At 40.2% G+C, this 25,614-nt stretch carries 24 protein-coding genes and 1 other RNA gene; 18 read left to right on the forward strand and 7 right to left on the reverse strand.

Annotated features, from left to right (window positions below; genetic code table 11):
• Nucleotides 1–68: 68 nt before the first annotated feature.
• From QZZ23_RS03235 to QZZ23_RS03285, 11 genes are all read left to right on the forward strand, one after another.
• The gene (locus tag QZZ23_RS03235; RefSeq protein ID WP_292466778.1) at nucleotides 69–695 is read left to right on the forward strand and encodes a DUF2150 family protein; all 627 of its coding nucleotides are present in this window, start codon (nucleotides 69–71) and stop codon (nucleotides 693–695) included.
• Nucleotides 696–772: 77 nt separating this feature from the next.
• On the forward strand, nucleotides 773–2,152 hold the full coding sequence (gene cfbE, locus QZZ23_RS03240) for a coenzyme F430 synthase (protein WP_292466780.1): 1,380 nt from the start codon (nucleotides 773–775) through the stop codon (nucleotides 2,150–2,152).
• A 184-nt stretch (nucleotides 2,153–2,336) separates the two neighbouring features.
• The gene (cfbD, locus tag QZZ23_RS03245; protein WP_292466783.1) at nucleotides 2,337–3,473 is read left to right on the forward strand and encodes a Ni-sirohydrochlorin a,c-diamide reductive cyclase catalytic subunit; all 1,137 of its coding nucleotides are present in this window, start codon (nucleotides 2,337–2,339) and stop codon (nucleotides 3,471–3,473) included.
• Nucleotides 3,470–4,264, forward strand: coding sequence for a Ni-sirohydrochlorin a,c-diamide reductive cyclase ATP-dependent reductase subunit (gene cfbC, locus QZZ23_RS03250; RefSeq protein ID WP_292466785.1), 795 nt, complete (start codon nucleotides 3,470–3,472; stop codon nucleotides 4,262–4,264). The genes cfbD and cfbC overlap by 4 nt, the downstream gene beginning before the upstream one ends.
• 11 nt (nucleotides 4,265–4,275) lie before the next feature.
• On the forward strand, nucleotides 4,276–5,757 hold the full coding sequence (cfbB, locus tag QZZ23_RS03255) for a Ni-sirohydrochlorin a,c-diamide synthase (protein ID WP_292466787.1): 1,482 nt from the start codon (nucleotides 4,276–4,278) through the stop codon (nucleotides 5,755–5,757).
• Nucleotides 5,758–6,033: 276 nt separating this feature from the next.
• On the forward strand, nucleotides 6,034–7,707 hold the full coding sequence (gene glgP, locus QZZ23_RS03260; RefSeq protein WP_292466788.1) for an alpha-glucan family phosphorylase: 1,674 nt from the start codon (nucleotides 6,034–6,036) through the stop codon (nucleotides 7,705–7,707).
• A gap of 135 nt (nucleotides 7,708–7,842) precedes the next feature.
• The gene (gene endA, locus QZZ23_RS03265; protein WP_292466790.1) at nucleotides 7,843–8,901 is read left to right on the forward strand and encodes a tRNA-intron lyase; all 1,059 of its coding nucleotides are present in this window, start codon (nucleotides 7,843–7,845) and stop codon (nucleotides 8,899–8,901) included.
• A 500-nt stretch (nucleotides 8,902–9,401) separates the two neighbouring features.
• Nucleotides 9,402–12,074 (forward strand): NosD domain-containing protein, encoded by a 2,673-nt coding sequence (locus QZZ23_RS03270; protein WP_292466792.1) that lies wholly within the window; start codon nucleotides 9,402–9,404, stop codon nucleotides 12,072–12,074.
• A gap of 131 nt (nucleotides 12,075–12,205) precedes the next feature.
• On the forward strand, nucleotides 12,206–12,598 hold the full coding sequence (locus QZZ23_RS03275) for a DUF2209 domain-containing protein (RefSeq protein WP_292466794.1): 393 nt from the start codon (nucleotides 12,206–12,208) through the stop codon (nucleotides 12,596–12,598).
• Between the two features lie 23 nt (nucleotides 12,599–12,621).
• A complete protein-coding gene (hflX, locus tag QZZ23_RS03280) occupies nucleotides 12,622–13,887 on the forward strand; it encodes a GTPase HflX (RefSeq protein WP_292466796.1) in 1,266 nt (421 codons plus the stop codon).
• Nucleotides 13,888–14,090: 203 nt separating this feature from the next.
• On the forward strand, nucleotides 14,091–14,762 hold the full coding sequence (locus QZZ23_RS03285) for a PHP domain-containing protein (RefSeq protein WP_292466798.1): 672 nt from the start codon (nucleotides 14,091–14,093) through the stop codon (nucleotides 14,760–14,762).
• 20 nt (nucleotides 14,763–14,782) lie between these two features.
• On the opposite strand, the gene QZZ23_RS03290 is transcribed toward QZZ23_RS03285, so the two are convergent.
• From QZZ23_RS03290 to QZZ23_RS03305, 4 genes are read right to left on the reverse strand one after another with little or no spacing between them, the layout of a single operon-like run.
• Complete coding sequence (locus tag QZZ23_RS03290; RefSeq protein WP_292466800.1) at nucleotides 14,783–15,487, reverse strand: dihydromethanopterin reductase (acceptor); 705 nt, start codon at nucleotides 15,485–15,487, stop codon at nucleotides 14,783–14,785.
• Between the two features lie 49 nt (nucleotides 15,488–15,536).
• Complete coding sequence (locus QZZ23_RS03295) at nucleotides 15,537–16,124, reverse strand: DUF447 domain-containing protein (protein WP_292466802.1); 588 nt, start codon at nucleotides 16,122–16,124, stop codon at nucleotides 15,537–15,539.
• The gene (locus tag QZZ23_RS03300; protein WP_292466804.1) at nucleotides 16,124–17,080 is read right to left on the reverse strand and encodes a triphosphoribosyl-dephospho-CoA synthase; all 957 of its coding nucleotides are present in this window, start codon (nucleotides 17,078–17,080) and stop codon (nucleotides 16,124–16,126) included. Before QZZ23_RS03300 ends, QZZ23_RS03295 begins: the two co-directional genes overlap by 1 nt.
• A gap of 5 nt (nucleotides 17,081–17,085) precedes the next feature.
• Nucleotides 17,086–18,222, reverse strand: coding sequence for a methanogenesis marker 9 domain-containing protein (locus QZZ23_RS03305; protein WP_292466805.1), 1,137 nt, complete (start codon nucleotides 18,220–18,222; stop codon nucleotides 17,086–17,088).
• A 213-nt stretch (nucleotides 18,223–18,435) separates the two neighbouring features.
• Here QZZ23_RS03305 and QZZ23_RS03310 point away from each other — a divergent pair, with 213 nt between their 5' ends.
• Both QZZ23_RS03310 and QZZ23_RS03315 read left to right on the forward strand, forming a co-directional pair.
• Nucleotides 18,436–18,927 carry a phage integrase N-terminal SAM-like domain-containing protein gene (locus QZZ23_RS03310; protein ID WP_292466807.1) on the forward strand — a complete coding sequence of 164 codons (492 nt, stop codon included), beginning with the start codon at nucleotides 18,436–18,438 and terminating at the stop codon, nucleotides 18,925–18,927.
• An 8-nt stretch (nucleotides 18,928–18,935) separates the two neighbouring features.
• Nucleotides 18,936–19,073, forward strand: coding sequence for a hypothetical protein (locus QZZ23_RS03315; protein WP_292466809.1), 138 nt, complete (start codon nucleotides 18,936–18,938; stop codon nucleotides 19,071–19,073).
• A gap of 246 nt (nucleotides 19,074–19,319) precedes the next feature.
• Here the strand turns inward: QZZ23_RS03315 and QZZ23_RS03320 are convergent, their stop codons facing one another.
• A complete protein-coding gene (locus tag QZZ23_RS03320) occupies nucleotides 19,320–19,670 on the reverse strand; it encodes a hypothetical protein (protein WP_292466810.1) in 351 nt (116 codons plus the stop codon).
• A gap of 357 nt (nucleotides 19,671–20,027) precedes the next feature.
• Between QZZ23_RS03320 and QZZ23_RS03325 the strand changes: the two genes are divergently transcribed.
• Nucleotides 20,028–20,756, forward strand: coding sequence for an endonuclease/exonuclease/phosphatase family protein (locus QZZ23_RS03325; RefSeq protein ID WP_292466812.1), 729 nt, complete (start codon nucleotides 20,028–20,030; stop codon nucleotides 20,754–20,756).
• Between the two features lie 472 nt (nucleotides 20,757–21,228).
• Here QZZ23_RS03325 and QZZ23_RS03330 read toward each other — a convergent pair whose 3' ends face one another.
• Nucleotides 21,229–22,509, reverse strand: coding sequence for a Glu/Leu/Phe/Val dehydrogenase (locus tag QZZ23_RS03330; protein ID WP_292466814.1), 1,281 nt, complete (start codon nucleotides 22,507–22,509; stop codon nucleotides 21,229–21,231).
• Nucleotides 22,510–22,710: 201 nt separating this feature from the next.
• Here QZZ23_RS03330 and QZZ23_RS03335 point away from each other — a divergent pair, with 201 nt between their 5' ends.
• The 4 genes from QZZ23_RS03335 (at nucleotide 22,711) to rnpB (ending at nucleotide 24,464) form a co-directional block, all read left to right on the forward strand.
• Nucleotides 22,711–22,917: a hypothetical protein gene (locus QZZ23_RS03335; protein WP_292466816.1), complete on the forward strand. Its 207-nt coding sequence runs from the start codon at nucleotides 22,711–22,713 to the stop codon at nucleotides 22,915–22,917.
• A gap of 203 nt (nucleotides 22,918–23,120) precedes the next feature.
• Nucleotides 23,121–23,672: a TMEM165/GDT1 family protein gene (locus QZZ23_RS03340; RefSeq protein WP_292466818.1), complete on the forward strand. Its 552-nt coding sequence runs from the start codon at nucleotides 23,121–23,123 to the stop codon at nucleotides 23,670–23,672.
• Between the two features lie 137 nt (nucleotides 23,673–23,809).
• Nucleotides 23,810–23,977 (forward strand): hypothetical protein, encoded by a 168-nt coding sequence (locus QZZ23_RS03345; protein WP_292466819.1) that lies wholly within the window; start codon nucleotides 23,810–23,812, stop codon nucleotides 23,975–23,977.
• 104 nt (nucleotides 23,978–24,081) lie between these two features.
• Nucleotides 24,082–24,464: RNase P RNA component (rnpB, locus tag QZZ23_RS03350), an RNA gene on the forward strand.
• A 9-nt stretch (nucleotides 24,465–24,473) separates the two neighbouring features.
• Here rnpB and QZZ23_RS03355 read toward each other — a convergent pair.
• Nucleotides 24,474–25,613 carry a geranylgeranyl reductase family protein gene (locus QZZ23_RS03355; RefSeq protein ID WP_292466821.1) on the reverse strand — a complete coding sequence of 380 codons (1,140 nt, stop codon included), beginning with the start codon at nucleotides 25,611–25,613 and terminating at the stop codon, nucleotides 24,474–24,476.
• Nucleotide 25,614: the final 1 nt, after the last annotated feature.

Below are 25,614 nucleotides of genomic sequence, written 5' to 3' on the forward strand. Positions count from 1 at the left end.
TTATATAAAAAAGCAATTCGTAGGAATAAATAAAAAATAAGATTTATCAATATTATAGAGGTAATTAAATGTCAGGGAAGGCAGGTGGTGTATTACATCATGATTTTTATACAGCAGAACGCTGGAACAACTGGATCAAACAGGTAAAGGACAGTGACTTCAAGTTTGAAGAATCTGATGAACCAGATGGAAAGGAAGGAGCGATATTTGTAAACATGGAGGATGACATAATTCTCGCATGTTTAAAGATAATCGCGAAATATGAAAAAGAGCAGATCTCCCAGGACTCTGCATTGGAATATCTTGTACTGATCAGGGATATTGCACTTGCAGAGATAGATTCGATCTCAGAGGATGCAGATATGATGATTGATTCTCTTCAGGCATCTCTCATGGGTGGTTTTGCAGCATGTGAAGCTTACGTGAGTGGCGACTATGATAGCAGTGTTGATATCGGGGATCTTGTGAAGGTTGCTCTTGAAGCAGAATCCTCTGATGATATTGCGATAGCTCTTGGCACAGTTGCAGAAATAGGTGCCCTTGTAATTAGTGGTAAAGAGTTATCTGAAAAAGTAATGGAAGAAGTTCCTTATGGCCTGGTTGCAGAATGGCTTGATGGCATTGATTCAATTTCCGCTGCAATGGTAGGTTCTGACAGTTACAAAGACGATGAAGCAGATGATGGAAAGAACTAGGTTTTTCCTATTCTTTCTTTTTCATTCTGATTTTTAACTTATTCCTTCTCTTTTGAATTCAATATTAAACAGGTATTATGTTAGATCATACCAATATTGCAGTTCTTGACCTGACTCATGCAGGCATTATTATTGCTGAGAAATTCGCAAGTCTTGGTTTTAATGTAACTGCAATAGACGTCTACAAAACAGTGGATGAGGATATTCTCTCAGGACTTTTGTCCGAATATGGCATTATTTCTTCAAAATACCCGCTACCAGTGGATGAATTTGATATGGTGGTAAGCCCGGCACATCTGGACCCCGTTTATCCAATGCTTGTTGCTGCAAGGGAACAAAATATTGAGATAATGACCCATCACCGGGCTGTAGGATTCATATTATCCATAATCGGTTCCTTCGATAATGCCACAGTTATTGAGGTCACAGGGTCAAAAGCCAAGACCAGTTCTGCATCCTTGCTTGCTGAAATGCTTTCTATGGAGAAGAAAGTAGTACTTCACACTTCCAGGGGTCTGGAGTTGTGGGAAATGGGCTACTCAACAATACTCCAACTGGGGTTAAGTATCGCTCCGGGAAGTATACTACTTGCAACTGACAGGTTGAATGAGCTTGGTATTGTCGCAGATTACTATATTTTTGAGGTTTCAATCGGTCTGACTGGATTTGCTGACATAGGCCTTATCACTACATTGGAACCAGATTATCTGATCGCAGCTTCAAGTTCAAAAGCCAGTGATTCAAAGATGAGTGTACTTTCCGATGGTGGATCCGAGGAGGTCTTCTTCTTGAATTCCAGGGACAGAAAGGCATTGGATAAAGCAGGGGACAATAACAGAAAATATTTCACATTCAGTGATTCAGAAGAAGTGGAAGCTGACCTGCAGGTTCATTTTGATAATGGCAATATAGTTATAAAATACAGGTATGGACAAGGAGATGGGTATTTTATCTCATCCCTGTCACCTAATTACAATTATAGTTCATATGCGACTGCCTTCGCTGCTTCAGCTTCCGTAGCTATCCGAATGCATGTGTCTATGGAAAATATATTATCTGTTGTTGCTTCTTTTGAAGGTCTGCAGGGAAGAATGCAGGAGAAAGAGTTATCCGGCAGGAAACTCATTGATAATTCCAATTCCGGTATGGATATACGTTCAGCGGAAAAAGCACTTGATTATGCTCTGCGTAAGCTTGCTATTTCAGGTAGTGTTATTATGGTACTTGGTGAGGAAGCTGCCCAGGTTTGTGAAGGTCTACCTCCTGATAATGTTTCAGAGTTTGTTAGCAGGCGTGGTATGGATATCGGACAATTGATACTTGTGGGTGAAAGAATGCAGGGCATAGATGGGGAGAATGTTGTGTATGCTCTAGGACTTGAAGAAGGACTAAGTATGGCACTTGAATCCTCTTCTAAGAGCGATATCATACTGTCGTGTGTCAAATGTTTCAGGTGAGGTTAGCCTCTTTATCTTTTATGTTGTCTGACTTTTATTCTTTGTTTTTTTATTATGATTAGTGCTTTTATACAATAAAGAACTAGATAGTGCAGAAAAACAGTGATACTTTAAGTATACTATTTATTACTAAATTTAACAAATATAATATTGCATAACTCCTGAATTAATAAAAGGGATAGATATGGCAGAAAAAGATATCTCAATAATACACCCGCGGCCAAGTTCTATCGTGGCTGCATTATACACATTACGTGACCTGAATGTTGATGTTGCTATACTTCACGGTCCGCCAGGTTGCTCATTCAAACATGCAAGGCTCCTTGAAGAGGACGGCATACATGTTGTGACCACTGCTCTTGATGAGAATGGCTTTGTCTTTGGAGGACGTGATGAGCTCTCATCTTTGCTTGCAAAAGTAAATGAGATGTTCAATCCTAAACTCATTGGTGTGGTGGGTACGTGTGCCAGTATGATCATTGGTGAGGAACTTCGTGAGCCTATACAGGATGCGAACCTGGATGTACCTGTTATAGAGGTGGAAGTCCATGCCGGATACCCAAACAATACCAAAGGTGTATTGATAGCTCTGGAATCTGCATGTGAAGCAGGTGTCATTGATGTAGGGGAACTTGAAAGGCAGAAGATCCTTCTTGAGGAAGCAACCAATGTTGAGAAGCGCCATGGTGCAGCAAGTAAGGAATACCTTGTCCCTTCACGTGGAGACCTGAAATACAAGGTAGCTGAAAAAATTATCAGTTACCTGAAAGAAGGCAAACGCTGTCTTACTATTATGAATGCCAAGAAGGAAACTGGTTACATGTTTGCCGATATTACTGTTGCAATCAATGAGGTGGCTGTACAACTTGGTGTCGAAGGGAATGTTATCAATATGGCAAATGTGGATGATACTCTTGGTCTTCCACGTGTTCGTCATCATGCGACATGCATCATGAACGATTTCAATGAGAAAGGAATCATCATCCATGAGAATATAGGTGGTATGGATGAGTATCCTATTACAGGTGACAGGGTTAGTGAACTGATAGCTGAAAAATACAGTGACTTTGATTTTGCCGTTATCACCGGTGTACCTCATGCAATACCCATGGACAACCTTCAGGGAATGGAGGTAATTTCAGTTACCAATGGTCCAAGACAGGTATTCCCGCTAAAGGATATGGGACATGCGAACGTTATTGTGGAGATAGACCTGCATCCCAAGACACTTGGTGTGAATCACATTGTTGAATCCGAATTCGGGGCAACGATGCGTGAAGTTGCAAAGGACATGCTGAATGGAGAACAGGAGGCTGCTTGATGGCACAGAAAAGAATAGCCATTTACGGCAAAGGCGGCATCGGTAAATCCAGCACTGCTTCTAATGTTGCGGCTGCATGTGCAGATGAAGGTTTTAAAGTAATGATAATTGGTTGTGATCCTAAAAGCGATTCATCCATCACACTTCTTGGCGGTAAGAGAATACCAACTATCCTTGACCTTCTAAGGCAGAAAATTGATGTCAAGGAAGAGGACATCGTTCATGAAGGTTACAAAGGTGTAAAATGCGTGGAAGTAGGCGGCCCCGAGCCTGGAATTGGTTGTGCCGGACGAGGTATAATCGTTGCCATCCAGAAGTTGCAGCAGATGTGCAAGTCCATCGATGACATGGACCTCATTATCTACGATGTCCCAGGGGATATCGTATGTGGTGGGTTTGTCGCACCAATACGCAAAGGTCTTGTGAATCAGGCTTACATTCTTACGTCGGGTGAATATATGCCGCTTTATGCTGCAAATAATATCTGCAGAGGACTTACCAAAATAAATACTCCTCTCTCTGGCATTATATGCAATTCCAGAAGTGTAACAAGGGAGGAGGAGATTGTGAGGAAGTTCTCAGATGAGATAGGCAGCAGGCTCATGGCTTTTATTCCAAAGGAACAGATTGTCCAGGACTGCGAGAGGGATGGTTTCTCTGTGCTTGAAAAAGCCCCAGATTCACCTGTTGCAGGTGTCTATCGTGAACTTGCACATGCCATCATGTCCAATGAAGGTTCTGTCATGCCTGTAGCTCTTGAAGATGAAAGACTCCGTGAATTGACACGCTAAAGGTTGATACTATGTCCGACAATCCTCCGGTTCCGGAAAGAAAGGAAGGAAAAAAGGAAATGCCGAGGATACTCTTGTCAGCAGGCAGTTCCTCTTCAGGCAAGACCACTATTACTATCGGTCTGCTTGCGGCTCTTACAGAGGCCGGGTATAAGGTCCAGCCGTATAAGGTTGGGCTGGATTACATAGATCCCAGTTACTATTCTGAGATAACGGGTCGCAGAGCTCGCAATATCGATGGTTTCCTCATGGACGAGGAGGGTGTGCGGGATGTTTTCATCCATGGTACGGAAGCAGACGGTGAGGCTGATATCGCTATAATCGAAGGTGTTCGTGGTCTGTTTGAAGGCTTTGACAGTTTTTCGGATACTGGCAGTACTGCACAGATAGCCAAGATACTGAAATGTTCTGTTATCCTTATAATCAATGCAAGGAGCATTACTCGCTCGGCGGCTGCCCTTGTTAATGGTTTCAAGGATTTCGATAAGGATGTGCACATAACCGGTGTCATTCTTAACAACATAGGCGGCCTGCGTCACGAGAAAAAAGCCACTGAAGCTATTGAATACTATACCGGTATTCCTGTTATCGGTGTGATTCGCCGCAACAATTCAATGAAGATATCCATGAGGCATCTCGGCCTTGTTCCGGCAATAGAGGAACGCCGCCGGGCTGATAATTATGATGAGCGGATAGATTTCATTAAAAATGCAATCAAGGATGGTATTAAGATAGACCGCCTTCTGGAGATGGCTCAAACAGCTCCGGCTCTTGAGCGTCCGCAAAAGACTGTTTTCACTCCTCGCAAGATCGAAGGTGAGCGTCCGGTAATTGGCGTTGCCCTTGATGAAGCTTTCAATTTCTATTATCACGACAATCTTGAACTGCTCGAAATGGCAGGAGCAGATATAAAATACTTCAGTCCTATCCACGACAAAAAACTCCCGGATGTGGACGGTTTGTACCTTGGCGGTGGATATCCTGAACTTTTCGCCGCAGAGCTTGAGAACAATGTTTCAATGCGTGAAGATATACTGAATGTATCACGCTCCGGCCTGCCTATCTATGCAGAATGTGGTGGTCTGATGTATCTGACCGAGAAACTCAGCACAGGAGTGAAAGGACAGGGAGCACATAACATGGCAGATATGCCTGAATCCACCCATGATATGGTTGGTGCTCTTCCGGGGCATACTCTCATGGGTCACAAACGTGTTGTCAGCTACAATATCGGTTCACTTGCAATTGATTCAGTCATCGGTAAAGCAGGAAACTCCTTCCGTGGACACGAGTTCCACCACTCCGAAGTGACAGATATGCCGAAGGATGCGAAGTTTGCTATAAAACTCTCCCGTGGCACTGGTATAATTGATGGATGGGATGGGCTTACAGTTAACAATACACTTGGGTGCTATGCTCATCTGGTCGCGAGTTCTTACAGGGAGTTTGCGAGGAGCTTCGTTGACTGCATGATGGGGAATGAATTCGAGTAGCTATATTTCAAAAATATTGCAAAGACTGTTACTTCTTACTTTGCCCCCCTCTTAAGCATACAGATGCTGACTGGAAGAGGGCATTGTCAACAGCTACCTGATCTTAGGGAACTTTTAAGGTTTGCAGTTTTACAGGATCTTGATTCTATAAAACAAAGAATCTGCATTAATTGTAGATTCCTATCCAAAAGTCTTTTTATTTCTTAAAGGCATTTCTATATAATATATTAATTGATATTTAGTGATATTTACTAAATGAAAAGGTGTATAGACAACATGTATAATATCTTAGGCCCAAATGGAAGGAAGATCGCCTATTTCTCAATGGAGATCGGACTGAATAACGAGATGCCTACTTACAGTGGTGGTCTGGGTATTCTGGCAGGGGATACCATAAGAGCAAGTGCAGATCTGGGTCTTCCCTTGATCGCTGTTACCCTTCTTAACAAGAAAGGGTATTTTATGCAGAGACTCGATTCAGAAGGCAGGCAGACCGAACATCATCAGGACTGGTCTCCAGAGGATTACATGGAGCTTTTGCCATACGAGGTGACCGTTAAGATACAGAAAAGGGATGTAAAGGTCAAGGCATGGCTCTATGAACACCGCAGTCTCACTGAAGAAAAAATTCCAGTGCTTTTCCTTGATACGGACCTTGAAGGTAATTTTTCTGATGATAGACAAATCACACATAGTCTCTATGGTGGTGACAGGAGATACAGGCTTAAGCAGGAAATGGTGCTTGGTATTGGTGGCGTTAGGATGCTGAACAGTCTGGGTTGTTCCATATCCAAATATCATATGAATGAAGGTCATTCAAGCCTGCTTGCTATTGAACTATTACGTCAGAATGGAATGAACGCTGAAAGAGTTAAAGATCACTGTGTTTTCACAACCCATACACCGATAAAAAGTGGTCATGATGTTTTCTCGCATGATATTGTAATGGAATTAATGGAAGATTATGTGGACTTTGAAACCATTAAAAAGTATGGTGGAGAGTATGAATTGAACATGACTGTCCTCGGTTTGAATCTCTCCAACTATGTTAATGGAGTTGCAAAAAGACACAGGGAAATTTCTCAGGAGATGTTCCCTGGATACAAGTTCTCTTCCATCACAAACGGAGTCCATTCCTATACATGGGTAAGTTCACATTTCAGGAAACTTTATGACCAGTATCTTCCGGGATGGGCAAACGAACCGGAACTCCTTGTAAGAGTCAGGAGTATACCTGATAATGAGATATGGGATGCCCACAAATCTGCAAAAAAGGAACTTATCGATTTTGTGAACAGCAAATGCGATGCTAACATGGACTATGATACGCTTACAATCGGTTTTGCAAGGCGCGTTACTGAATATAAGAGGCCGACTTTTATCTTTTCAGACCTGAAAAGGCTCAAAAAGGTTAACGATGCAGGAAAGATCCAGTTGATATTTGCAGGAAAAGCCCACCCAAGGGATACCATGGGCAAGGTGTTCATAGAAAGGATACATCAGTATGCTAAGGAGCTAAAAGGTGAGATCGAGATTGCTTACCTAGAGAATTATGATATGGGTATTGCTATGAAAATGGTCTCTGGTGTAGATATCTGGCTCAACAATCCACAAAAACCACTGGAAGCATCAGGTACAAGTGGAATGAAAGCAGCTCATAATGGTGTTGTAAATTTTAGTGTGCTTGATGGCTGGTGGATAGAAGGTTGTGTGGAAGGTGTCACGGGCTATGCAATTGGTCCCAAACCGGAGGTTGAGAAGCCCCCTGAGCAGATCAGGATAATGGAGCTGGATGACCTTTATAATAAACTGGAATACATAATGATCCCTATGTACTATAACAGAAAAGATGAATGGATAAACCTGATGAACAATTCTATTGAAATGATAGCCTATTATTTCAACACTCACCGGATGATGCATCGCTATGTCACTGAAGCTTACCTTTGAGTAAGCTTTTGATATTCTTTTTTAGCGAAAAATGATGCTGTCTGAGTTTTCCAGTCCACTATAGTTAAATAGGTAGTTCAATATTTGAACTCATATACATTATTTTCATATTCTTACTTAATTCAGGTGAATTTTTTGATTGGAAAACTTGTTAAAGATAGGGTAAAAGCCGGGAAACAGGCTATAAATGAGCTGTATAATACCGGGTATTACGGACGTCCAAAGGGCGATGTTCTTGAGCTCACGCTTATTGAAGCAGCATATCTGCTTTACAAGAACAGGCTTGAAATCACCATGGATGAAAGGACCCTTACATTTCAGGAATTTTTCATAGAAGCCTCTAACAGACAGCAGTTTTTCGAGCTGAAATACATCGTTTACAAAGACCTCCGTGAGAGAGGTTACTATGTTCAGCCCAGTGTTACGGATTTCAGAGTATATCCAAGGGGTGGTCACCCAGGCAAGACACAGGCAAAGATGTTTGTCTATGTAAGGTCCGAGCGTATTCCAATGCCTATAAAGGATCTTCTGTCTCAGTACACTGCAGCGGTAAATGTTCGCAAGCAAATGGTGCTTGCTATAGTTGATGAAGAAAGTGATCTCACATATTATGAAGTGAAGAAAGCTGATATCAAAGGGAGTATGGATGCAATCCTTCCAGAGGATGATCCTGTTCCTGCAACGATGCTGGAGGACCGTGTCCTGATATGGAATGAAGAGGCTTCACATCTGCTTTATGAAAACGGTTTTTACGGTAAACCTCTTGACAATGAGCGTCTCCAGTTATCACTTGTTGAATCTGCATACCTGCTTGAGCAGGGTCTCATAGAGATAAAGGATGGCACAACAGGTAATATTCCTGACCTTGGCGTATTTTCAGAGACAGCAGCATCCATTGATCCTGATTTTGAACGCAAGTACAGCACATATATTGACCTCCGCAGCAGGGGATTTGTTCCAAAGACCGGTTTTAAGTTCGGTACTCATTTCAGGGTATACAATGAAGTTAAATCACTGAACAAGCTTCCTCATTCGGATTATCTGGTACATGCAATTCCACAGGATTATGAATTCTTCCTTCCTCTTATGTCAAGGGCAGTGAGACTTGCCAACAGTGTCAGGAAACAGATGTTATATTCTGTAGAATTTGCAAGTGGTATCGAGTATATCGACATCGGCAGAATAAAGATGTAATGATTTTGGCGTTGTAAAAAACCTCGCACCTTGGAAATTCTGGTGGTCAAATAACAGCAAGGCAAAGGAGGACTTTAAAGTCCTTCTTATTCTTTTATCTCATTAATCTATTTTTTTGACTATCCTCCAGCTAAATCGCTGTCTGTACTAAAACGAAAGTTAAGTGAACTGTAGGTGTAGCTCTGTAATCTCATATCAAAAACACTGTGATTTCATGTTTTTGGAAGTCTGATCCGAATTTGTTCTTTTTAATGACAATGAGTCATTTTCATGTCCAAACTGGAAACGAGTCTATCATATGGATAATTCAACTATATAAGGAAACATCAAAATACTTATATATATTTCAATCTATTATTATGTTATTATTGTTCTTTATTGTATTAATAATACTGTTTCATTATCTGGTTAATAAGATGAGCGAGACATATTGATAACATGGGCTGGTGAGTAACATTTTACCAAAAGACAATCCAATTCTAAAATATTCAATAATAGTATTGATTTTACTATTATGTGCAGGGACAGTTTCCGCAGCTAATCTAACGGTTGGTAGTGAGAAGACATATGCAACTATTGGACTCGCACTCGATGCTGCAGACCCCGGTGATACTATCATTGTATCTGACGGTACTTACAATGAAAATATAGATATTTGGACAGACAATATTACAATTCGCTCTGAGAATGGTTATGAATATACTATCGTTGATGGGAGTGGTTACACTGTATTTGATATAAACGCCAACAATGTAACTATTCAAGGATTTACTATTCAAGATGCTGAGTCTGATTATTATGAATCTGGTATTTACTTGTATGACGTTTCCTTTTGTAATATTTCGGATAACTACATAATTAACACGTCGGTAGGTGTTTATCTTGGAGAGTCAGATTCTAATAATTTGACTGGCAATATTTTCAGTTTCAACTCTGATCAAGGAATTTATCTTTACTATTCAGATTACAATAATTTGACTAACAATACTGTCAGTAACAATGATGATGGAATTTATCTTGAAGATTCAGATTATAATAGCTTGACCAACAATACTGTCAATAACAATGATGAAGGAATTGAACTTGAAGATTCAGATTACAATAATTTGACTAACAATACTGTCAGTTCCAACGATTACGGCATTTGGATTGACTATTCCAGCAATAGCACTTTGATCAATAATGTGATGTCCTCAAATGAATATTCTAATTTTGGAGTTGAGGGTGAGAATTTAAGAGAGTACTTGCATGATATAGGCGTGTCCAATCTGGTTGATGGCAAACCAATCTATTACTGGATTAACGCTTCAGATGCAGAAGTGCCTTTGGATGCAGGAACTGTGTATGCAATCCACTCCACTAACATCACTGTTAGGGATATTGAACTCTCCACTATAGATTATGGTGTTACATTTGCATACACTGATAATTCCACAATACAAAACGTGACTGTGTCAAATACGTATGAGGGAATCTATTTGTTCAATTCTTCATTCAATAATCTGGATAGTATTTCAGCCAGTTACGGCGATAATACGGGTATTTATCTTTATGATTCATGTAATTATAATACTTTGACCAACAATAATGCCAGTGATAATGAGTATGGAATTTATATTGAAGGTTCAAGTAATAACACTTTGACTAATAATACTGCCAATTCCAACGATTACTATGGTATTTGTCTTGAAGATTCAAATGACAACTTATTGCTAAGTAACAATGCCAATTCAAATGAATTATATGGATTTTATCTTATGTCAAGTGATGGTAATACCCTGGCGGACAATGTTGCCAGTTACAACATTTATAATCATGCTGAAGTTGGTTCAGTGAATTTGGATTCTGTCGCAGAACCTATGATCGTGATTAGTGATTCAGCTACAGGTATCTATATTCGAAGTTCTGACAACAATGTTCTGACCAATAATACTGCCAACTACAATTCTGGTAGTGGTGCTTCCGTCTCATCTGTCACAAATAGTATTGTATCTCCTGATAGTATACCTGCTCCTGAGTATTCATGTGGTTTCATAGTGTATTTTTCTGAAAACACAACCTTGACAGACAATACAGCCATAGGAAATGGTGACTATGATTTCTATTCAAGATACTCTACAGGCACCGTGGACACTCTGTCATTATCAGATACTCCAACTCAGCTCTCTTTTGAGAATGATGAATCTGCATTAGGAATAAGTGGAAATGACACAAATTCAAATGCTTTTTCAGGTAAGGAGAATGTCAATGGGTACGTGACGATTACACGTTCCACTATCAATCCTGATGATATTTCTCAGCCTGACACAATGGTTTTTGATTTCCTCTATGATGATTCCGGAATGAGCAGTTCCGAAGAATCTTCAGTAAATCTCTACATGTTAAGTGGAAGCAACTGGACTGAAATAAATGGTACTTCTCTTAACACAATAGGCAATTATGTCTCTGCAAACCTCTCTGAGTTTGGCACGTTTGGACTTTTTTACGTTGAAGATACTCCAAGTAGCAGTCCATCACGTTCCAGTTCCAGAACCCGTGCATCCGTCAGTCCGGGACAGCCATCTGAAATAGTAACAAGCACCGATATATCCGTAAAGCGTGTTGTAGGTGGTGTTTCCGCGGATTTCGATCTTTCAGGTGGAGATGACCCTGTAATTGGTGTAAGTTTCAATGCAAAGACCGATGAAGGCTTGGTTGTAACGAAGGTACAGGTCCTTAACAGCAGACCATCTGATGTACCTGCTTCAGAAGGTAATTCCTATTCGGTCATGAGTATCGATGTGGGAAGTGAAGGTACTATTTCCTCTGGTAATGCCGACAACATCATGATCCGCTTTAAGGTTAGTAAGGAATGGATAGAAGAGAATGACATCGATGTTTCCACCATTCGTATGACACGGTATCATGGTGAGCAGTGGAATGACCTTCCAACATATCAGGAAAGGGAGGAGGACGGTTACCTCTATTTCTACTCTGAAACACTGGTTTTCTCTATATTCAGTGTAGTGGGAGATGAGATTGGTTCAATTGCAGAACAAACTCCGATTTCAGCACCTATGCCTGAAGAGGAGACCGAGCCAGTAGAAGAAGATACAAAGGATTCTCCCGGATTCGGTGCACTTATGGGAATTGGCGTTGTATCTCTTGCACTGCTTGTTCTTAAGAAAGAATGAATAATTAAAATATCTATGACGGGACGGATGTCCTGTCAGCTTTTTTCTTTTTTGTGATTGTTTTCTAAGTAAACTGCCGTCTATACTCGTCTGCTCAAACTTATATAATATACCTGTATTTGTTTTAAAAGATGTTTGATATAATAGCAGTAGACATTTCGGGACGTCATAAGGTAAAAGATGAATATCTCATGGTCTGTGCTTCTGTTGCTGCATCTGTTACTGCTGACCATATCGAGAAGGTCAACCAGGTAGCTATAAGGTCCTTCAGGAGTAACTCTGCACCTGATATCCTGTATGTTGTGAAGATGGTTGAAGATACTGTTTCTGAGCTGAAGTTCTCTGGTACCATTGTCACAGAAGCAGGTGATTTCTATAATAAGCCCCAATGGTTAATTGACAACATGTTTACCCACGATTTCAAATATCAGGAATCCCTTAGCGAAAGACGATGCATTGAGATTGCTCATCATGTATCCCTTAGCTCAAGGAAACTTCTTCTTAAAGAGCTGGGTATCCAGTAATATATCCACAAACAGGAACTCCTATGATGCGTGCTATTCTAGTGAAAAGGAATGATCCAAGATCTGAAGATGAAAAGAACGAACTTCAGATGAATGAACTCAGGGAACTAGCCGAAGCAGCAGGCTATAGTGTCATTGCTGAGATGACCCAAACAAGACATCCGGACAGGAAGTATCATCTTGGAAGGGGCAAGGTCGATGAACTGGCACAGATTGTTGCTGATCTTAAACCGGATAAAGTGATATTTCATAATCCACTCTCAACCATGCAGATATACAATATATCAGAGACATGTCGTTGCGAGACCATTGACAAGTTCCAGCTCATCCTTGAGATATTCGCAACCAGAGCAACCACTCATCGTTCCAAATTACAGGTGGAACTCGCAAGGTTGGAATACGAACTCCCCCGTGCCCGGGCTGTAATTTCCATACTTAAAAAAGATGAAAGACCGGGTTTTATGGGTCTTGGTGGCTATGAGGATTCTTATGCACAGGATGTAAAGAACCGCATGATCCGCATCAAAAGCGAGCTGGAGACTATAAAGAAGGATAATGAATCCCTCAGGGCACACAGGCATTCCCAGGGTTTCTCACTGATTGCACTTGCCGGATATACTAATGCAGGAAAAAGTACTCTTTTCAATGCTCTTGTGGCTGAAAATGTAGAATCTAAGGACATGTTGTTCACAACACTGCTCCCCATCACCCGATCTCTGGACGTACAGGGACGTGATGTCCTGCTCACGGATACCGTTGGTTTCATTGAGGACCTTCCTCACTGGATGGTTGATGCTTTCAGGTCAACCCTTGATGAGATATTCCTTGCAGATGTTGTTCTGCTTGTTGTGGATTCATCTGAACCTCTTGAAATAATACGCAAGAAACTGCTTGTATGTCATGAAACGATGTGGGATCAGTTACAGGACGTAGGCATTGTTACAGTTTTCAATAAAACAGACCTTATATCGGAGGAAGAATTACAGGAATGTATGTTAATTCTTGGTTATCTTGCCCCCAATCCCGTGGCTGTGTCAGCAAAAGCAGGCTCTGGATTTGATGGACTAAAATCACAGATGCGTGATCTACTTCCTGAATGGAAGCGTGTGACCCTTTCATTTCCGATCTCTAAAGAGGGGATGTCTATAGTTGCATGGATCTTTAATGAAGGCTTTGTTCATGGTGTGAATTATGATAATGGGATCTCAATAGATTTTGAAGCCAGAGACAAGATAATAAGCAAAGCTGTTTCTTTAGTTGAAAAGCTATCTTTAGCCTTGTTTTTGTAATAAATGGGCTATCTATGAACAACCGTAAAGTGTATATACAATAAGATAGTTTGTATATATGCGAACGGGGATTACTTCTCTAATGTACCACCAATCCTATCCAACCACCAACCAACCAATAAATTCTATTACCCGTTCGCATTACCATCCATAGCTTCTATTCTTAAAATATCTTTATAAACTCTGAAGACTATGGTATTTTCATGAAGTTCGATCTTCACGTCCATTCCTGTTATTCAAAAGATAGCAATGCCAGTCTTGATGATATTCTTGAGCACGCAGCCCGAAATGGTCTTGATGGTTTTGCCATATGTGACCATGACCGGATAGAAGGTGGAATTGCCTGTTCCAGGAGGGCACAGGAGATCGGCTCAGATATGATAGTCATACCTGGCGTGGAAGTTAGTTCTTCCAAAGGCCATGTGCTTGTTCTTGGTGTTCGTGAACTCATAGAGCCAGGGCTTAGCCCCGAAGAAACGATTGAAAGAGCACGTCAGCAGGGTGCTGTGGTAATAATCCCTCATCCCTTCAAGATGACATCTCATGGCATTGGCTACATTGAAGGACTGGATGCCGATGCGATCGAGGTATTGAACTCCCGCTGTGTGACCGATGGTCCTAACAACAAGGCCAGAAAAGCTGCTCAGGAACTTGGATTTCCCATGGTAGGCGGTAGTGATTCACACGAAGCAGAGATGGTGGGGAGGTCATACACTGAGATCGATGCGCAGCTTCGAACAGTTGAAAGCGTGCTGGATGCCATACGTAAAGGTAATACTCGTCCCGGTGGTGGAAAAACTCCAATGTCATTTGTTGTTAAACAGATGTTCATTGGTCATTTGAATAAACTTGGCAGGCGTCTTGGAATAAGATGACATATCTGATTTTGTCTGGATTAGGTGTCTGCAAGAATTTTTAGTATATCTTCAGGCTTTTCCAGTACTTTAATGCCTTCAAGTTCCTTGATGATATCCACATTCCTCGCATCTATATCCCTTACTTTCAGTTCAACCGGCCCGCCTTTAATGGCATTGAAATTGCAGAGTTCCTTGCATATTCCACATCCACTGCATTTCAGCAGGTCTATCTGGTCAGTAATTGCATCATTGGGACAGTTATCCCCGGGTGGACAAGGGTCGCATTTCTGGCACAGTTCCCTGGCAATACCAAAGGGAAGTTCCGATATCACAACGCCTGCTATGTCAACAGGGACAACATAGACAGGAACACTTCCTTTTACAGCCTGAGCAACTGCATTGCTCACAAGTGAATCTGCTGTACCGTGTGCGATCTTGGATACAGTGTTGGAAGTGGCAGGTGTAACTATAAGGGCATCATATTTGTCAAGCAGGAAACGGCCTGTTTTTGGCCAGCTTTTGCCCTGCTGTGTTTCAAGAAAAATCTCTTCAAGATATTCTCCACAGGATATTGTTTCCAATTCTTTTTCAAGTCCATACATCCTGACAACCTCTTCGGCGGCGCTGGAAAGGAATGTATTCACTCTAATGTCGTGTTCACTTTTAATCTGTTTGAATACCTCAAAACTGGATGCAAGAAAATGACCAGCTCCGGTAATTCCCCATGCTATCGTTTTTGTCATAGGGAGAAAATAGGCTTTTTCTTATTAATAGTCTTTTGACCGGGAAGTATCAGAGTAAACCATAAAGCAGTTTCATTGCTTCTTTTTCTTCGTCTCCGCCGCATTTGTCTACAATATCCCCGTAGGCCTTTATGAGCTTAAGATATTTTTCTTCGCCTGTAAGCTGGTATCTGGTTGCATGTATGCAGGATTCGATAACTCCAAAAAGGCCTCTGTTAGGCGCTCTGATGATGCATTTGTTTATGTGGACCTTCATGGGCACCAGTTCTGTTACAAGTGCATCTGAGGTCAGTTTTGTATTAGTACACTCAAAGGCAAGCCAGCACTGGGCATTTTTTAGTGTGACAAAATTCCTGCCTTTAAAATTAACCGTTTCAAAATGAGAATCTTCCAGGTCTGTAAACGTAGAGCACACAAACATTGCAGGATCCCATACAACATTTGCAACGATCATCTTCTCGGAAAGCACATTACTGTAGGTTGTGGAACCCTTGAACAGACGCAGGAATAACTTACCTTTCCTCCGGATGATACCCATGGGGGCAGCATTTGGTGTCCATCCATGGATGGTTGTCACTATAACTTCTGATATACCTTCATAAATGCCAAAATCATCAAGGTTTAAATTTTTAGACATTAGAATCTAACTCCTGCAAGCAATGAAATAAAGAGACCGGCAATTACTATGTCTGCCGTGGAACCCGGATTTATCTTCTTCTCAAGAAGCTCACTATCCAGTTTCTTTATCATCGGTAATATAGTATCAAAGTTCTCATTGATTTTATATATTTCTTCAATTATTTTCTTTGCCCTGCCAGAGACATATAACGCCGTTTGCGCATTGTATTTTGTACTGATGAATGTGTCCTCATTCTCCGAAAGTATCTTCAGGAATGCATAGACTGTAACATCGTTGATATCAGCTCCGATCTTCGGGGCATGCAGCCCGTTCATGCCATCAATTATTGTTTCAGCACATCGGACACATCTCTTAAAACCTGTTACCCACTCATTGGCAATTATGTCATATCCCCTGGCAATATCCATGAGTTTGTAAAGGGTCATGTTTTTATCATTTAGTTCATCAATGGCGGTACTGTCACGCAAATCAAATTCATCTACAGGATTTACTTTCACACCTGCCGCATCAAAACAACTGTAAAAATTAATCGAATCTTCCGTGTCAGTGTTTTTAACTATCCTGTATGCGCTTTCAACCAGTTGTTGGATAGTAAAAGTCTCATCTTCCTGGAATATCTCTCCTGCAGCCATTGCAAGAGGGATTAGTAGAATGAATGCTCCAAAATGGGTATTTCCTCCGTTTTGCCAGTTCACACTTTCTATTACAGCTTTTTTGATGAACTGCCCAACTCCTTTTTCGTGTGATGATGCCTCCTCCACAACGGGATATACGGAACTGGCTGATGTCAGAAAATGCTCATAGCGTGTATCAGCATAGTTATCATGCCTGTCAATATTGCCTGGTTTTGGAGATGCGGAAACCTCCATGCACATTGCAAGCTGTGCACAGCGTGCAATATAAGATGAGAGGGGGTAAATTCCCCTGCTTATTGTGTAAAGTGCATCATTCATTTCTGTTAGCCATTGATTGGTTTTTTGGCATTGTCGATAATATAGTCTGCAAGTTCTTTTTTAAGGCGCATGTACTCTGCATCCGAAACACCAAGTGTTTCCAGTACTCCATCCCTCAGATAACATGGTTTTGATATTTTACAGCACCACACAAGGCTTCCAAAGCACGTGCTATCGCCAAATTCAAGCATCGTATCTTTGGCATATTCCATTTTGACATCCGTAAATTCCTGTGCGCTGTACCCCAGCTTCTTGATGGTGTTGTGTACAGGGCATGGTTTTACTGGCAGACAGCAGAAAGCAAGTCCTCTTAGGTCACCTTCTCCTCTGCATACATGTTTTGGTGCATTGTACCATCCCATGTCTTTTTGTTGTGTTGATATATTGTTTACAAGCTGGCTGACAAGTGCAGAGTCTTCAAGAACTCCACGTGCAACGGAAACCATATCTGCCCCCCTTGAGAACATATCTTTTGCCATCTCGATGTCTGTTACTGAATTGTTGCATATCAGGAACATCCTTGTGGAGTCCCTTATGTTCTTTATGAGTTTCAGATCAGCACCTGCACCTTCCTGCATAGCATCAAGATGGAGTATGTCTGCGCCAGCAGACTCGATTTGCTGCACCAGCTCAATGTCATCCACAACATTTGCACGTACTTTCACAGAGAGCACGACACCTGTTTCTTTTATGTGCTTGATCCAGTCACAGAGCTTAGCCAGATCCGTTAGTAGTGCCTGTCCTGCACCGATATCTATTATTTCCTTCTGCCTGCAATGAGCATCCAGTTCAAGGATAACACCTGCATCCTTTACGAGCTTTGCAGCTTCTATAAGGGGTTCTACTGTTGAGCTTCTCACATTGACAGCTACCACAGGTCCATTATTTACTGCCTTGATTTCGCTTTCAATAAGCTTCAAAGGTTCACTGGATTCAAACTCTTCCCTGCCTCTTGCAACAATCTCTGATGCTGCTTTCTGTGTTGCAGCATCAAGGTTGTATCCTCCAAGTATTACAAGTCCGGCATCCTTTGCCTTTTCATTTGCAAAACGACTGTCGGTTATTCCTCCCATTGGGGCAAGCGCAATAGGGTTTCTAAAAGAAACATTTCCTATTTTAATATCAAAAAGATTATCAGACACGTTTTTACCTCGGGTAAATATTAATTTTAATTGTAATTTTCGAATTACTATTTATGTCGCTGTTTAATGATTGGTTCTATTATTAAAATTGTGGTGTAAATTGCGTTTTAGTACCCAACTGTTTATATAGTGCATACATGCGAACTATACAAAAGAATTTTAAAAAATAACAAGTAAATATATGTATTAAATAAAAAAATATAGGTGCTTAAAATGGTAAGAAATTATGAAAAACTGGTACTACAACACATCGATAGCATAGAGAACCCTATGCAGCAGGAAACGATTAAGAGATATGTCAGATACTGCAAAGACCAGAATCAGAGTATAAGGACAATCTCAGGTAAGGTACACACTATCAAAGCGATAGGTGCTTACTATCGTGATAAAGCATTCGAGGACTTGACAAAAGATTATATTGAAGATTATATTGATTCCGATGCATTCAGGTGTAATAGTCAACCCGGACGAAATGAAATATCACAATCAACATTAGGATATTACGGAATCAATATTCGGTCATTTTTCAAGTGGGTTCACTTCCGGGGGGCTGCACAGATGAAAAAGAAGGGATTATACCCGGAATGTGTAGATTGGATGGAAATAAAACAGGTACAGAAAATAACAACACCTGACCAACTTTTCATATCAATATTATACGATACGAGTGGTCGTTTGGGGGAAATACCGGACCAAGGCCTGTGAGACTTTTCATGAGTGTTCCATATCTGAAGCAGTATATGCAGACTCTTGTACGAGGAAGGTATCTTATCAGGACAAAAAACGGTAGGATGTCTGACACCAGAGCACAGAGAATTGTAAAAGATGCTGCTAAAGCGATAGGTGTCTAACGCACCGTGTACCCTCATCTCTATAGGCACGGCGCAGCTACCCGTTTAGCAGGAAAACTTACTGAATCGCAACTCAAGCACTTTGCAGGATGGAAGCCTTTTATTTTCATTGAATATCCACAATGTGTTTAAAAAATTGTTTGTAATATATTTAAATTCGTATATAAATACAAGTGGCAACATTATATATGAAAATATTGAAAGTTTTCAAATATATTGAAATGTATGGAAAAAAGTATTGAACATTCACAATAGATGATAAATCAATGATATCAAGTACGATGTGTTCTGACCACATTCATCTATCATCTCAGGTCTGACACCCTTAACGCCTGAGACGTATTTGTTAAATTTGCCTGCAACACACTTGAATTGATTGAAATTAATGTACCTCTCTGCCTTTAGATGTGATGAACTCTTGTGCATCTTGGCAACGTCTACAACTATCTGTTGCCCTGCAACCCTAGCATTGAAGTAATTGTCATCCTTCCTACGTTTTATGCCAACCGTCTTGAAATCATTGCCTTCTGGAATTAGTTGTTCCAACAAGACCTTCCATGATTTTTCCATATCACTGAAATCTTTTGTTTCGTTCATAGTCAATTACTTATACGTCTTCGTCTTTTAAAGAGGTTCGCTATATTTCTTTTGATATTGCATTTTAGCAACCATCTTATCCAGATCTTTAATAAGATGCCTATTCCACAATATCTTTTCTCTATTGGCTTCTATTTTAATCCTCATATTATCATAAACAATTTCTGTAAGCTCCATTTCCAGTGCAAACGTATATATAAAACTTTATAATAATTTTAATTCAAAGTCAATACTTTTAGTGTTGACTTGGGGTTCGAAGCGCATGAAGACTTTATCATATTACACAAATCAGTTCCGAGAAATGTGATAAACATCCATTTGAATAAGATTTAATACAGCCATGAACAATTATTTGATATGCAAGTCATAACTTGGAATTGTTGTAGAGCTTTCAAAAAGAAGCATGTTCATCTTCTTTCACTTAATCCTGATTTATTAGTTATACTTGAATGCGAAAATCCTTACAAGATTAACACGAAATTTTATCATCAGTCTGTATGGGTCGGGGACAATGAAAACAAAGGGTTGGGAGTATTCAGCTTTAATAACATCAATATTCAAATACATGAGTCGTATTGTGACAAATACAAGTATGCTGTTCCCGTCGTGGTCACCAATTCTGAGAACAAAAGAAGTGTAAACCTCATCGCCATCTGGTCACAAAATAACAAAGAAGAGCGAAACAGACGATATATTGGAGAGGTTTACAGTTCATTGGATTACTATGAAAACCTGCTTAAATCCCCTGTAATAATTGCAGGTGATTTCAATTGGAACATCAAGATGGATTATGATGCTGATGCTCCATTAAGAGGGACATTTGCAGATGTACGGGATTTGCTTGAACAGTACAACATTCATAGCATGTATCATTCTTACAACAATCTAGACTTTGGTGCTGAAAAAGAAGACCCTACGTTCTTTCTCACATTCAATGAACAGAAACCATATCACACAGATTACATGTTTGCATCAGCAGACATAATCGATAAAATGAAATCGTTCTCTGTAGGTAAATATGCTGATTGGCGCCTTCTCAAGAGTGACCATATGCCTCTGATAGTAGAATTTGCTGATATTATGTAGCTACTTGGTGCTTTCGGCAAACATTTCACGGATAAAACACTTCATTTTGATACTTGCAAATGTCAGTGTATCCAATGAAGTTAATGCGGATGTTCGGAATTGCTGACGATAGAGGTTTACTTTCTTATATGTTTCTTGTTCAAGTGGTAAGATCATTATTGGGTTTTTGAAACTGCAATAATATGCATATGCTTCAGGCAGAGTGAAAGCGAAGAGCTTCAAAAAAGGTATTTCATAAAGCTACTTCTATTTTGATGAATCTATTCATTATCCTTCCTATATCAAAAGTAGTAACTTATTGGATAATATGTGAGGATACATTAATTAGAGCATAGGGTACTATTGTTGCTATCAATTCATGATGTATTTCCAATGGTTAAAGCAGAAACACTAAAATTAATATACATTGCAGACATTAAATAAACTAAGTACTATAACTCTTTTTACGAAGTGATTTTATTAATATAACGGTTTATGGTTGCAGATTTCCTCTCAATCTTTCAGCATGAAGTATACTTCTGATAGCAAATTGCAAAGCAGCTCTTCTCATACTGCAGTTCTGATTCGTGCAGACATTGTGAACACTTGCGAAAGCCGTTGTCATTGTATATCTGAGTCTTTCCAGCACTTTTTCTTCTTTCCAGTAATCCTGATTCAGATTCTGAATCCACTCAAAGTAGCTTACAACAACTCCGCCGGCATTTGCCAGTATATCAGGTATCACCAGTACTCCCCTGTCTACCAGAGATCTACTAGCTTCCAGAGTTGTAGGTGCATTTGCCAGTTCCAGTATTACTTTTGCCTTTATATCTGCTGAATTATCCTTTCCAATCTGTTTTGAAAGGGCTGCAGGAATGAGGATACCACAATCAGATACCAATAATTCTTCGTTACTTATTTTGGTGGTATCCGGGAAGTCAAGTACAGAACCTGTCTGATGTTTGTGTTCGATAAGTTTTGGAATATCAATTCCATTAACGTTGCGTATTCCTCCGCTGGAATCACTGACAGCACAGATGCGGTATCCTTTTTCATGAAGTATCTTTGCAGCATTCTTACCCACATTCCTAAATCCCTGAATCGCCACACATGGAGATCCTACTTCCATTTCAATGGTCTGTAGTGCTTTTTCAAGTACAAAGATTCCTCCAAGTGCCGTGGAAATGGTCCTTACCTGACTGCCGCCCAGTTCAATCGGTTTGCCTGTAACTATTGCGGGTACATGTCTGCCCTTTATCCTTTCGAACTCATCCAATATCCAGACCATGACATTTTCATCAGTATATGCATCCGGTGCCGGTATATCTTTGAAAGGTCCCATGATGTCCGATATCTCACGTATATAGGCTCTCGTTATACTTTCCAGTTCGCCTCTGCTTATCTTCTTCGTGTCAACGACGATACCACCCTTTGCTCCGCCAAAGGGTATGTTTACAAGTGCACATTTAAGTGCCATCAGAAATGCTAGATTCTTAAGACCATCCAGTTCAAGTTTGGGATGATATCTGATTCCACCTTTTGTAGGTCCACGGGCATCGTTATATTGAACTCTGTGACCTACAAACATTTTTGTTTTTCCGGAATCCATGCGCACAGGGAAATGTACGGTGAAGGAACGTTTTGGCATGTCAAGCAGATCTATCTCTTCCGGAGATAATACAAGGGCCTCGTACACGTTCTCCAGCTCCATCATGCACAGATGACATGTATTCATACTATCAAAATGAATCCTTTCAATGTTGTTTGTTATCACTATTATGTCCCCTGTAAAATTGTCTATTTAGTGTTTTTAAACTAATCTACTAAAAGATGTCGTAAAGATGGCTTGTTTTTGCAGGCTGTTATTCATGTATATTTTTATTTTCTCACAACTCAAAGACTATATACTATCAGCACAAACAGTTCAAATAACCATAGATTTTGCCTGTGGGAAACAACAAGTGGAGGTAGATTCATGAACTGTATTGTTTGTGGTATTGAAAGTGAAACAAAGTATTGTAATGAGTGCGGAAAAGTTATGGATGAAGTTATCAGGACAATTGGGGAGAAACGCTGGAGTGCAATTGATGATTGTTCTTTCATATATCCAATGGTGCTCAGAGTTGCAAAGGGCGAGTTTACCGTCCATGATATAATCCAGTCACTTGAAGTTGAGGACTAATCAACTTCTATTTTTAACACAGAAATATAATTAATAAAAAATCCAATGGAAAGTTGGCCTGCAAGTTTTTTCCATGGTGCTTTTTTGTCTATCTTTTATTGAAGCAGGAAACATATTGTTGTCCTTTTTTTGTCCTTTAGATTTATTATAAATTAAAGACTGCTTTAACATAGTTTAAATAATAGGTTAGGGAATAATGGAGTATGATCCAGGACATTTTGATACCGTTCCTGCTTGTAGGTCTTGCTGAACTGGGTGACAAAACTCAGCTTGCAGTGCTTGTATTATCCACCAAGACAAAAAAGTATGCATCATTGCTCGCAGGTGTGATGCTTGCATTCATATTGACGGACGGTCTTGCAATTCTCTTAGGAAATTTCATAGCAAATAAAGTCCCAATGGATTATGTGCGCATAGGAGCGGGTATCATGTTCATTATTTTTGGTATTACAACTCTGCTGAACAGGGAGGATGATGACGATGATGGTTCTTACCAACTGAAAAGTCCTTTTATTTCAGGATTTGCGTTGATCCTTGTGTCTGAGATGGGAGATAAAACACAACTTGCCTCTGCTCTTTTTGCTACACAGTATGATCCTGTTCTGGTCTTTATAGGTGTGATAATTGCATTGTTCGTTCTTTCCTCCCTGGCGATTTTTGTAGGTAAGGTGCTTATGGAGAGGATCAACAAGAGGACGATTTCAACAGTAGCTGGTATTTTGTTCATTCTGATCGGTGTTTCGTTCTTCCTCTGAAGTACGGTGGTTACACCCTTCTTTTTAGCAGTTAAAACAAAAATTAATAAATCAGAAGCTTCTATTTTATTCAGGGAGGTTTTATTATAGTACATATACTAAAATGCAGAGACCTTGGATTCAATGATGATTTCATTGTGATTGACAATGATCCCAAAGCAGCAAAGGAAAAAATGATAGAACATGTGAAGACTAAACATAAGGATGAATTCGAAGAGCTATCTGATTTCCATCAGGACGAGATTATTTCAAAAGTAGATTTCCTGCTTAACCGTGGCTGTGGTTGTGGCGTACTAAAGCTCTGACTTATTAAATTCATTTTTCTTATTTTTTTGTTTATGAACACTAAATGATTAGCCCTGTTCTTTTAATCATAAGGTATATATCACATGGTATCCAGTCTGTGCCTGAGAGAGGAAGGACGGTCGCCGGGTCATTTGACCTGAGGAAAGTCTCCCCACCTTCTAAACACACGAATGTCTGTAAAGGACATCGGGCGAGAGCCCGGGCAGTTGCTTTGCAACTCATGCAGTTCGCTGCATGCTGGCACAGAAACGATACCGTACCATGTTAATGCTATGATGCTGAAAAGCTGAGGTCGCATGGATCGCGGATGGAACGGCGAATCCTCGTGGGTGCAAGTCAGAAGTAGGGGGCAATGGTTGTTTAGACCATTCCCGAAGTTTGTGGACGCGTAGCCGAATGCCGTCAATGCAGCTCTTAGGAGCGTATAATCCTGCCATGCGGGATGAATATATTGCATTAACAGAAGGGAGCTTACTCTCCTCACTCAATACCTTCTTATTTTTTGAGCCAGCGTAATTTGAAATTGAATATAAGCCATTTAACAAGGTCTTTGTACGTTCTATTAAAAGTCACTACTTCAAGGAACATATCAAGGATATCAGTTTCTTTTATAAAAGCATTGAAAGACCGTTCAGGGAAATAGTGCATTATCTTTGTGAAAATAAGTGAATATTTCAGATGCTCCCCAAATTCAGAGTAACATATTTTTTCATAATTTACGAGTTCCTGAAGATTTGACCCGTTTCCTGCATTCTCTGTGATGATATCTGCTGCAAGTTGTCCTGAGCGGATGGCATAGGCCAGTCCTTCACCTGTAAATGCATCAACAAAGCCTGCTGCATCACCACTTAATATTATCCTTCCCTCGACCAGTTTTCTTTTGTGGCCGCCACATGGGATCACATGCCCAGTGAGTTTGTATTCTCCAGTGAAACCATTAACTTTCAGATAATCCTGCATTGCTTTTTTAGGGTATGGTAGATGCTTTGCCATCACACTGCCAGCACCTACTGAATAGTATCCTTTGTGTGGAAATACCCATCCATATCCTACTCCGGATACACCAAAGTGCATTTCGATAGCATCTTTTATGTATTGGTCAATAATTTCATCATTTTCCTCAATTTCAGTGACAAGACAAACACCGCATTCACTTTTGTTGTCCTCTCTTCTGACTACTGTTTTAAGCTTACCCTGTGAACCGGTCGCAATTATCACATATCTGGCTTTGTAACTATCTTTATTTGTTGTTATGGAAACGTGTGAATCACTCTGGGATATATCTGTAACTTTTTCCCCATGATGAATATCAATGCCCGTCTCTTTTGCTTTTTCAAGCAGGAAATTATCAAATATACTTCTTGTTACAATTACAGAAAGCCGGTAATCTTTGAAATACTCTATACTTTTTCCACGGAAGCGAACCCTTCCTCCTAAAATATTCCTTTCTATGATCTCTTCCGGTATTTCAAAATCAAGATAGGATTTCGCATGTTCAGATAATGCTCCTCCGCATGGTTTGTATCGGGGGAACATTTCTTTCTCGATTACAAGCGTTTTAAGTCCGTTCTTTCCTGCTATTCTTCCAGCAGACGAACCGGCAGGTCCAGCACCAATGATTATAAGGTCATACATA

It is taken from the genome of Methanolobus sp. (assembly GCF_016278385.1).
GTDB lineage: Archaea > Halobacteriota > Methanosarcinia > Methanosarcinales > Methanosarcinaceae > Methanolobus.

What these genes read in the sequence shown, in the direction of transcription:
- QZZ23_RS03235 (WP_292466778.1), top strand. Translation starts at nt 69, where the DNA reads ATGTCAGGGAAGGCAGGTGGTGTATTACATCATGATTTTTATACAGCA.
- cfbE (WP_292466780.1), top strand. Translation starts at nt 773, where the DNA reads ATGTTAGATCATACCAATATTGCAGTTCTTGACCTGACTCATGCAGGC.
- cfbD (WP_292466783.1), top strand. Translation starts at nt 2,337, where the DNA reads ATGGCAGAAAAAGATATCTCAATAATACACCCGCGGCCAAGTTCTATC.
- cfbB (WP_292466787.1), top strand. Translation starts at nt 4,276, where the DNA reads ATGTCCGACAATCCTCCGGTTCCGGAAAGAAAGGAAGGAAAAAAGGAA.
- glgP (WP_292466788.1), top strand. Translation starts at nt 6,034, where the DNA reads ATGTATAATATCTTAGGCCCAAATGGAAGGAAGATCGCCTATTTCTCA.
- QZZ23_RS03275 (WP_292466794.1), top strand. Translation starts at nt 12,206, where the DNA reads ATGTTTGATATAATAGCAGTAGACATTTCGGGACGTCATAAGGTAAAA.
- hflX (WP_292466796.1), top strand. Translation starts at nt 12,622, where the DNA reads ATGATGCGTGCTATTCTAGTGAAAAGGAATGATCCAAGATCTGAAGAT.
- QZZ23_RS03285 (WP_292466798.1), top strand. Translation starts at nt 14,091, where the DNA reads ATGAAGTTCGATCTTCACGTCCATTCCTGTTATTCAAAAGATAGCAAT.
- QZZ23_RS03290 (WP_292466800.1), bottom strand. Translation starts at nt 15,487, where the DNA reads ATGACAAAAACGATAGCATGGGGAATTACCGGAGCTGGTCATTTTCTT.
- QZZ23_RS03295 (WP_292466802.1), bottom strand. Translation starts at nt 16,124, where the DNA reads ATGTCTAAAAATTTAAACCTTGATGATTTTGGCATTTATGAAGGTATA.
- QZZ23_RS03300 (WP_292466804.1), bottom strand. Translation starts at nt 17,080, where the DNA reads ATGAATGATGCACTTTACACAATAAGCAGGGGAATTTACCCCCTCTCA.
- QZZ23_RS03310 (WP_292466807.1), top strand. Translation starts at nt 18,436, where the DNA reads ATGGTAAGAAATTATGAAAAACTGGTACTACAACACATCGATAGCATA.
- QZZ23_RS03315 (WP_292466809.1), top strand. Translation starts at nt 18,936, where the DNA reads ATGAGTGTTCCATATCTGAAGCAGTATATGCAGACTCTTGTACGAGGA.
- QZZ23_RS03320 (WP_292466810.1), bottom strand. Translation starts at nt 19,670, where the DNA reads ATGAACGAAACAAAAGATTTCAGTGATATGGAAAAATCATGGAAGGTC.
- QZZ23_RS03325 (WP_292466812.1), top strand. Translation starts at nt 20,028, where the DNA reads ATGCAAGTCATAACTTGGAATTGTTGTAGAGCTTTCAAAAAGAAGCAT.
- QZZ23_RS03335 (WP_292466816.1), top strand. Translation starts at nt 22,711, where the DNA reads ATGAACTGTATTGTTTGTGGTATTGAAAGTGAAACAAAGTATTGTAAT.
- QZZ23_RS03340 (WP_292466818.1), top strand. Translation starts at nt 23,121, where the DNA reads ATGATCCAGGACATTTTGATACCGTTCCTGCTTGTAGGTCTTGCTGAA.
- QZZ23_RS03355 (WP_292466821.1), bottom strand. Translation starts at nt 25,613, where the DNA reads ATGTATGACCTTATAATCATTGGTGCTGGACCTGCCGGTTCGTCTGCT.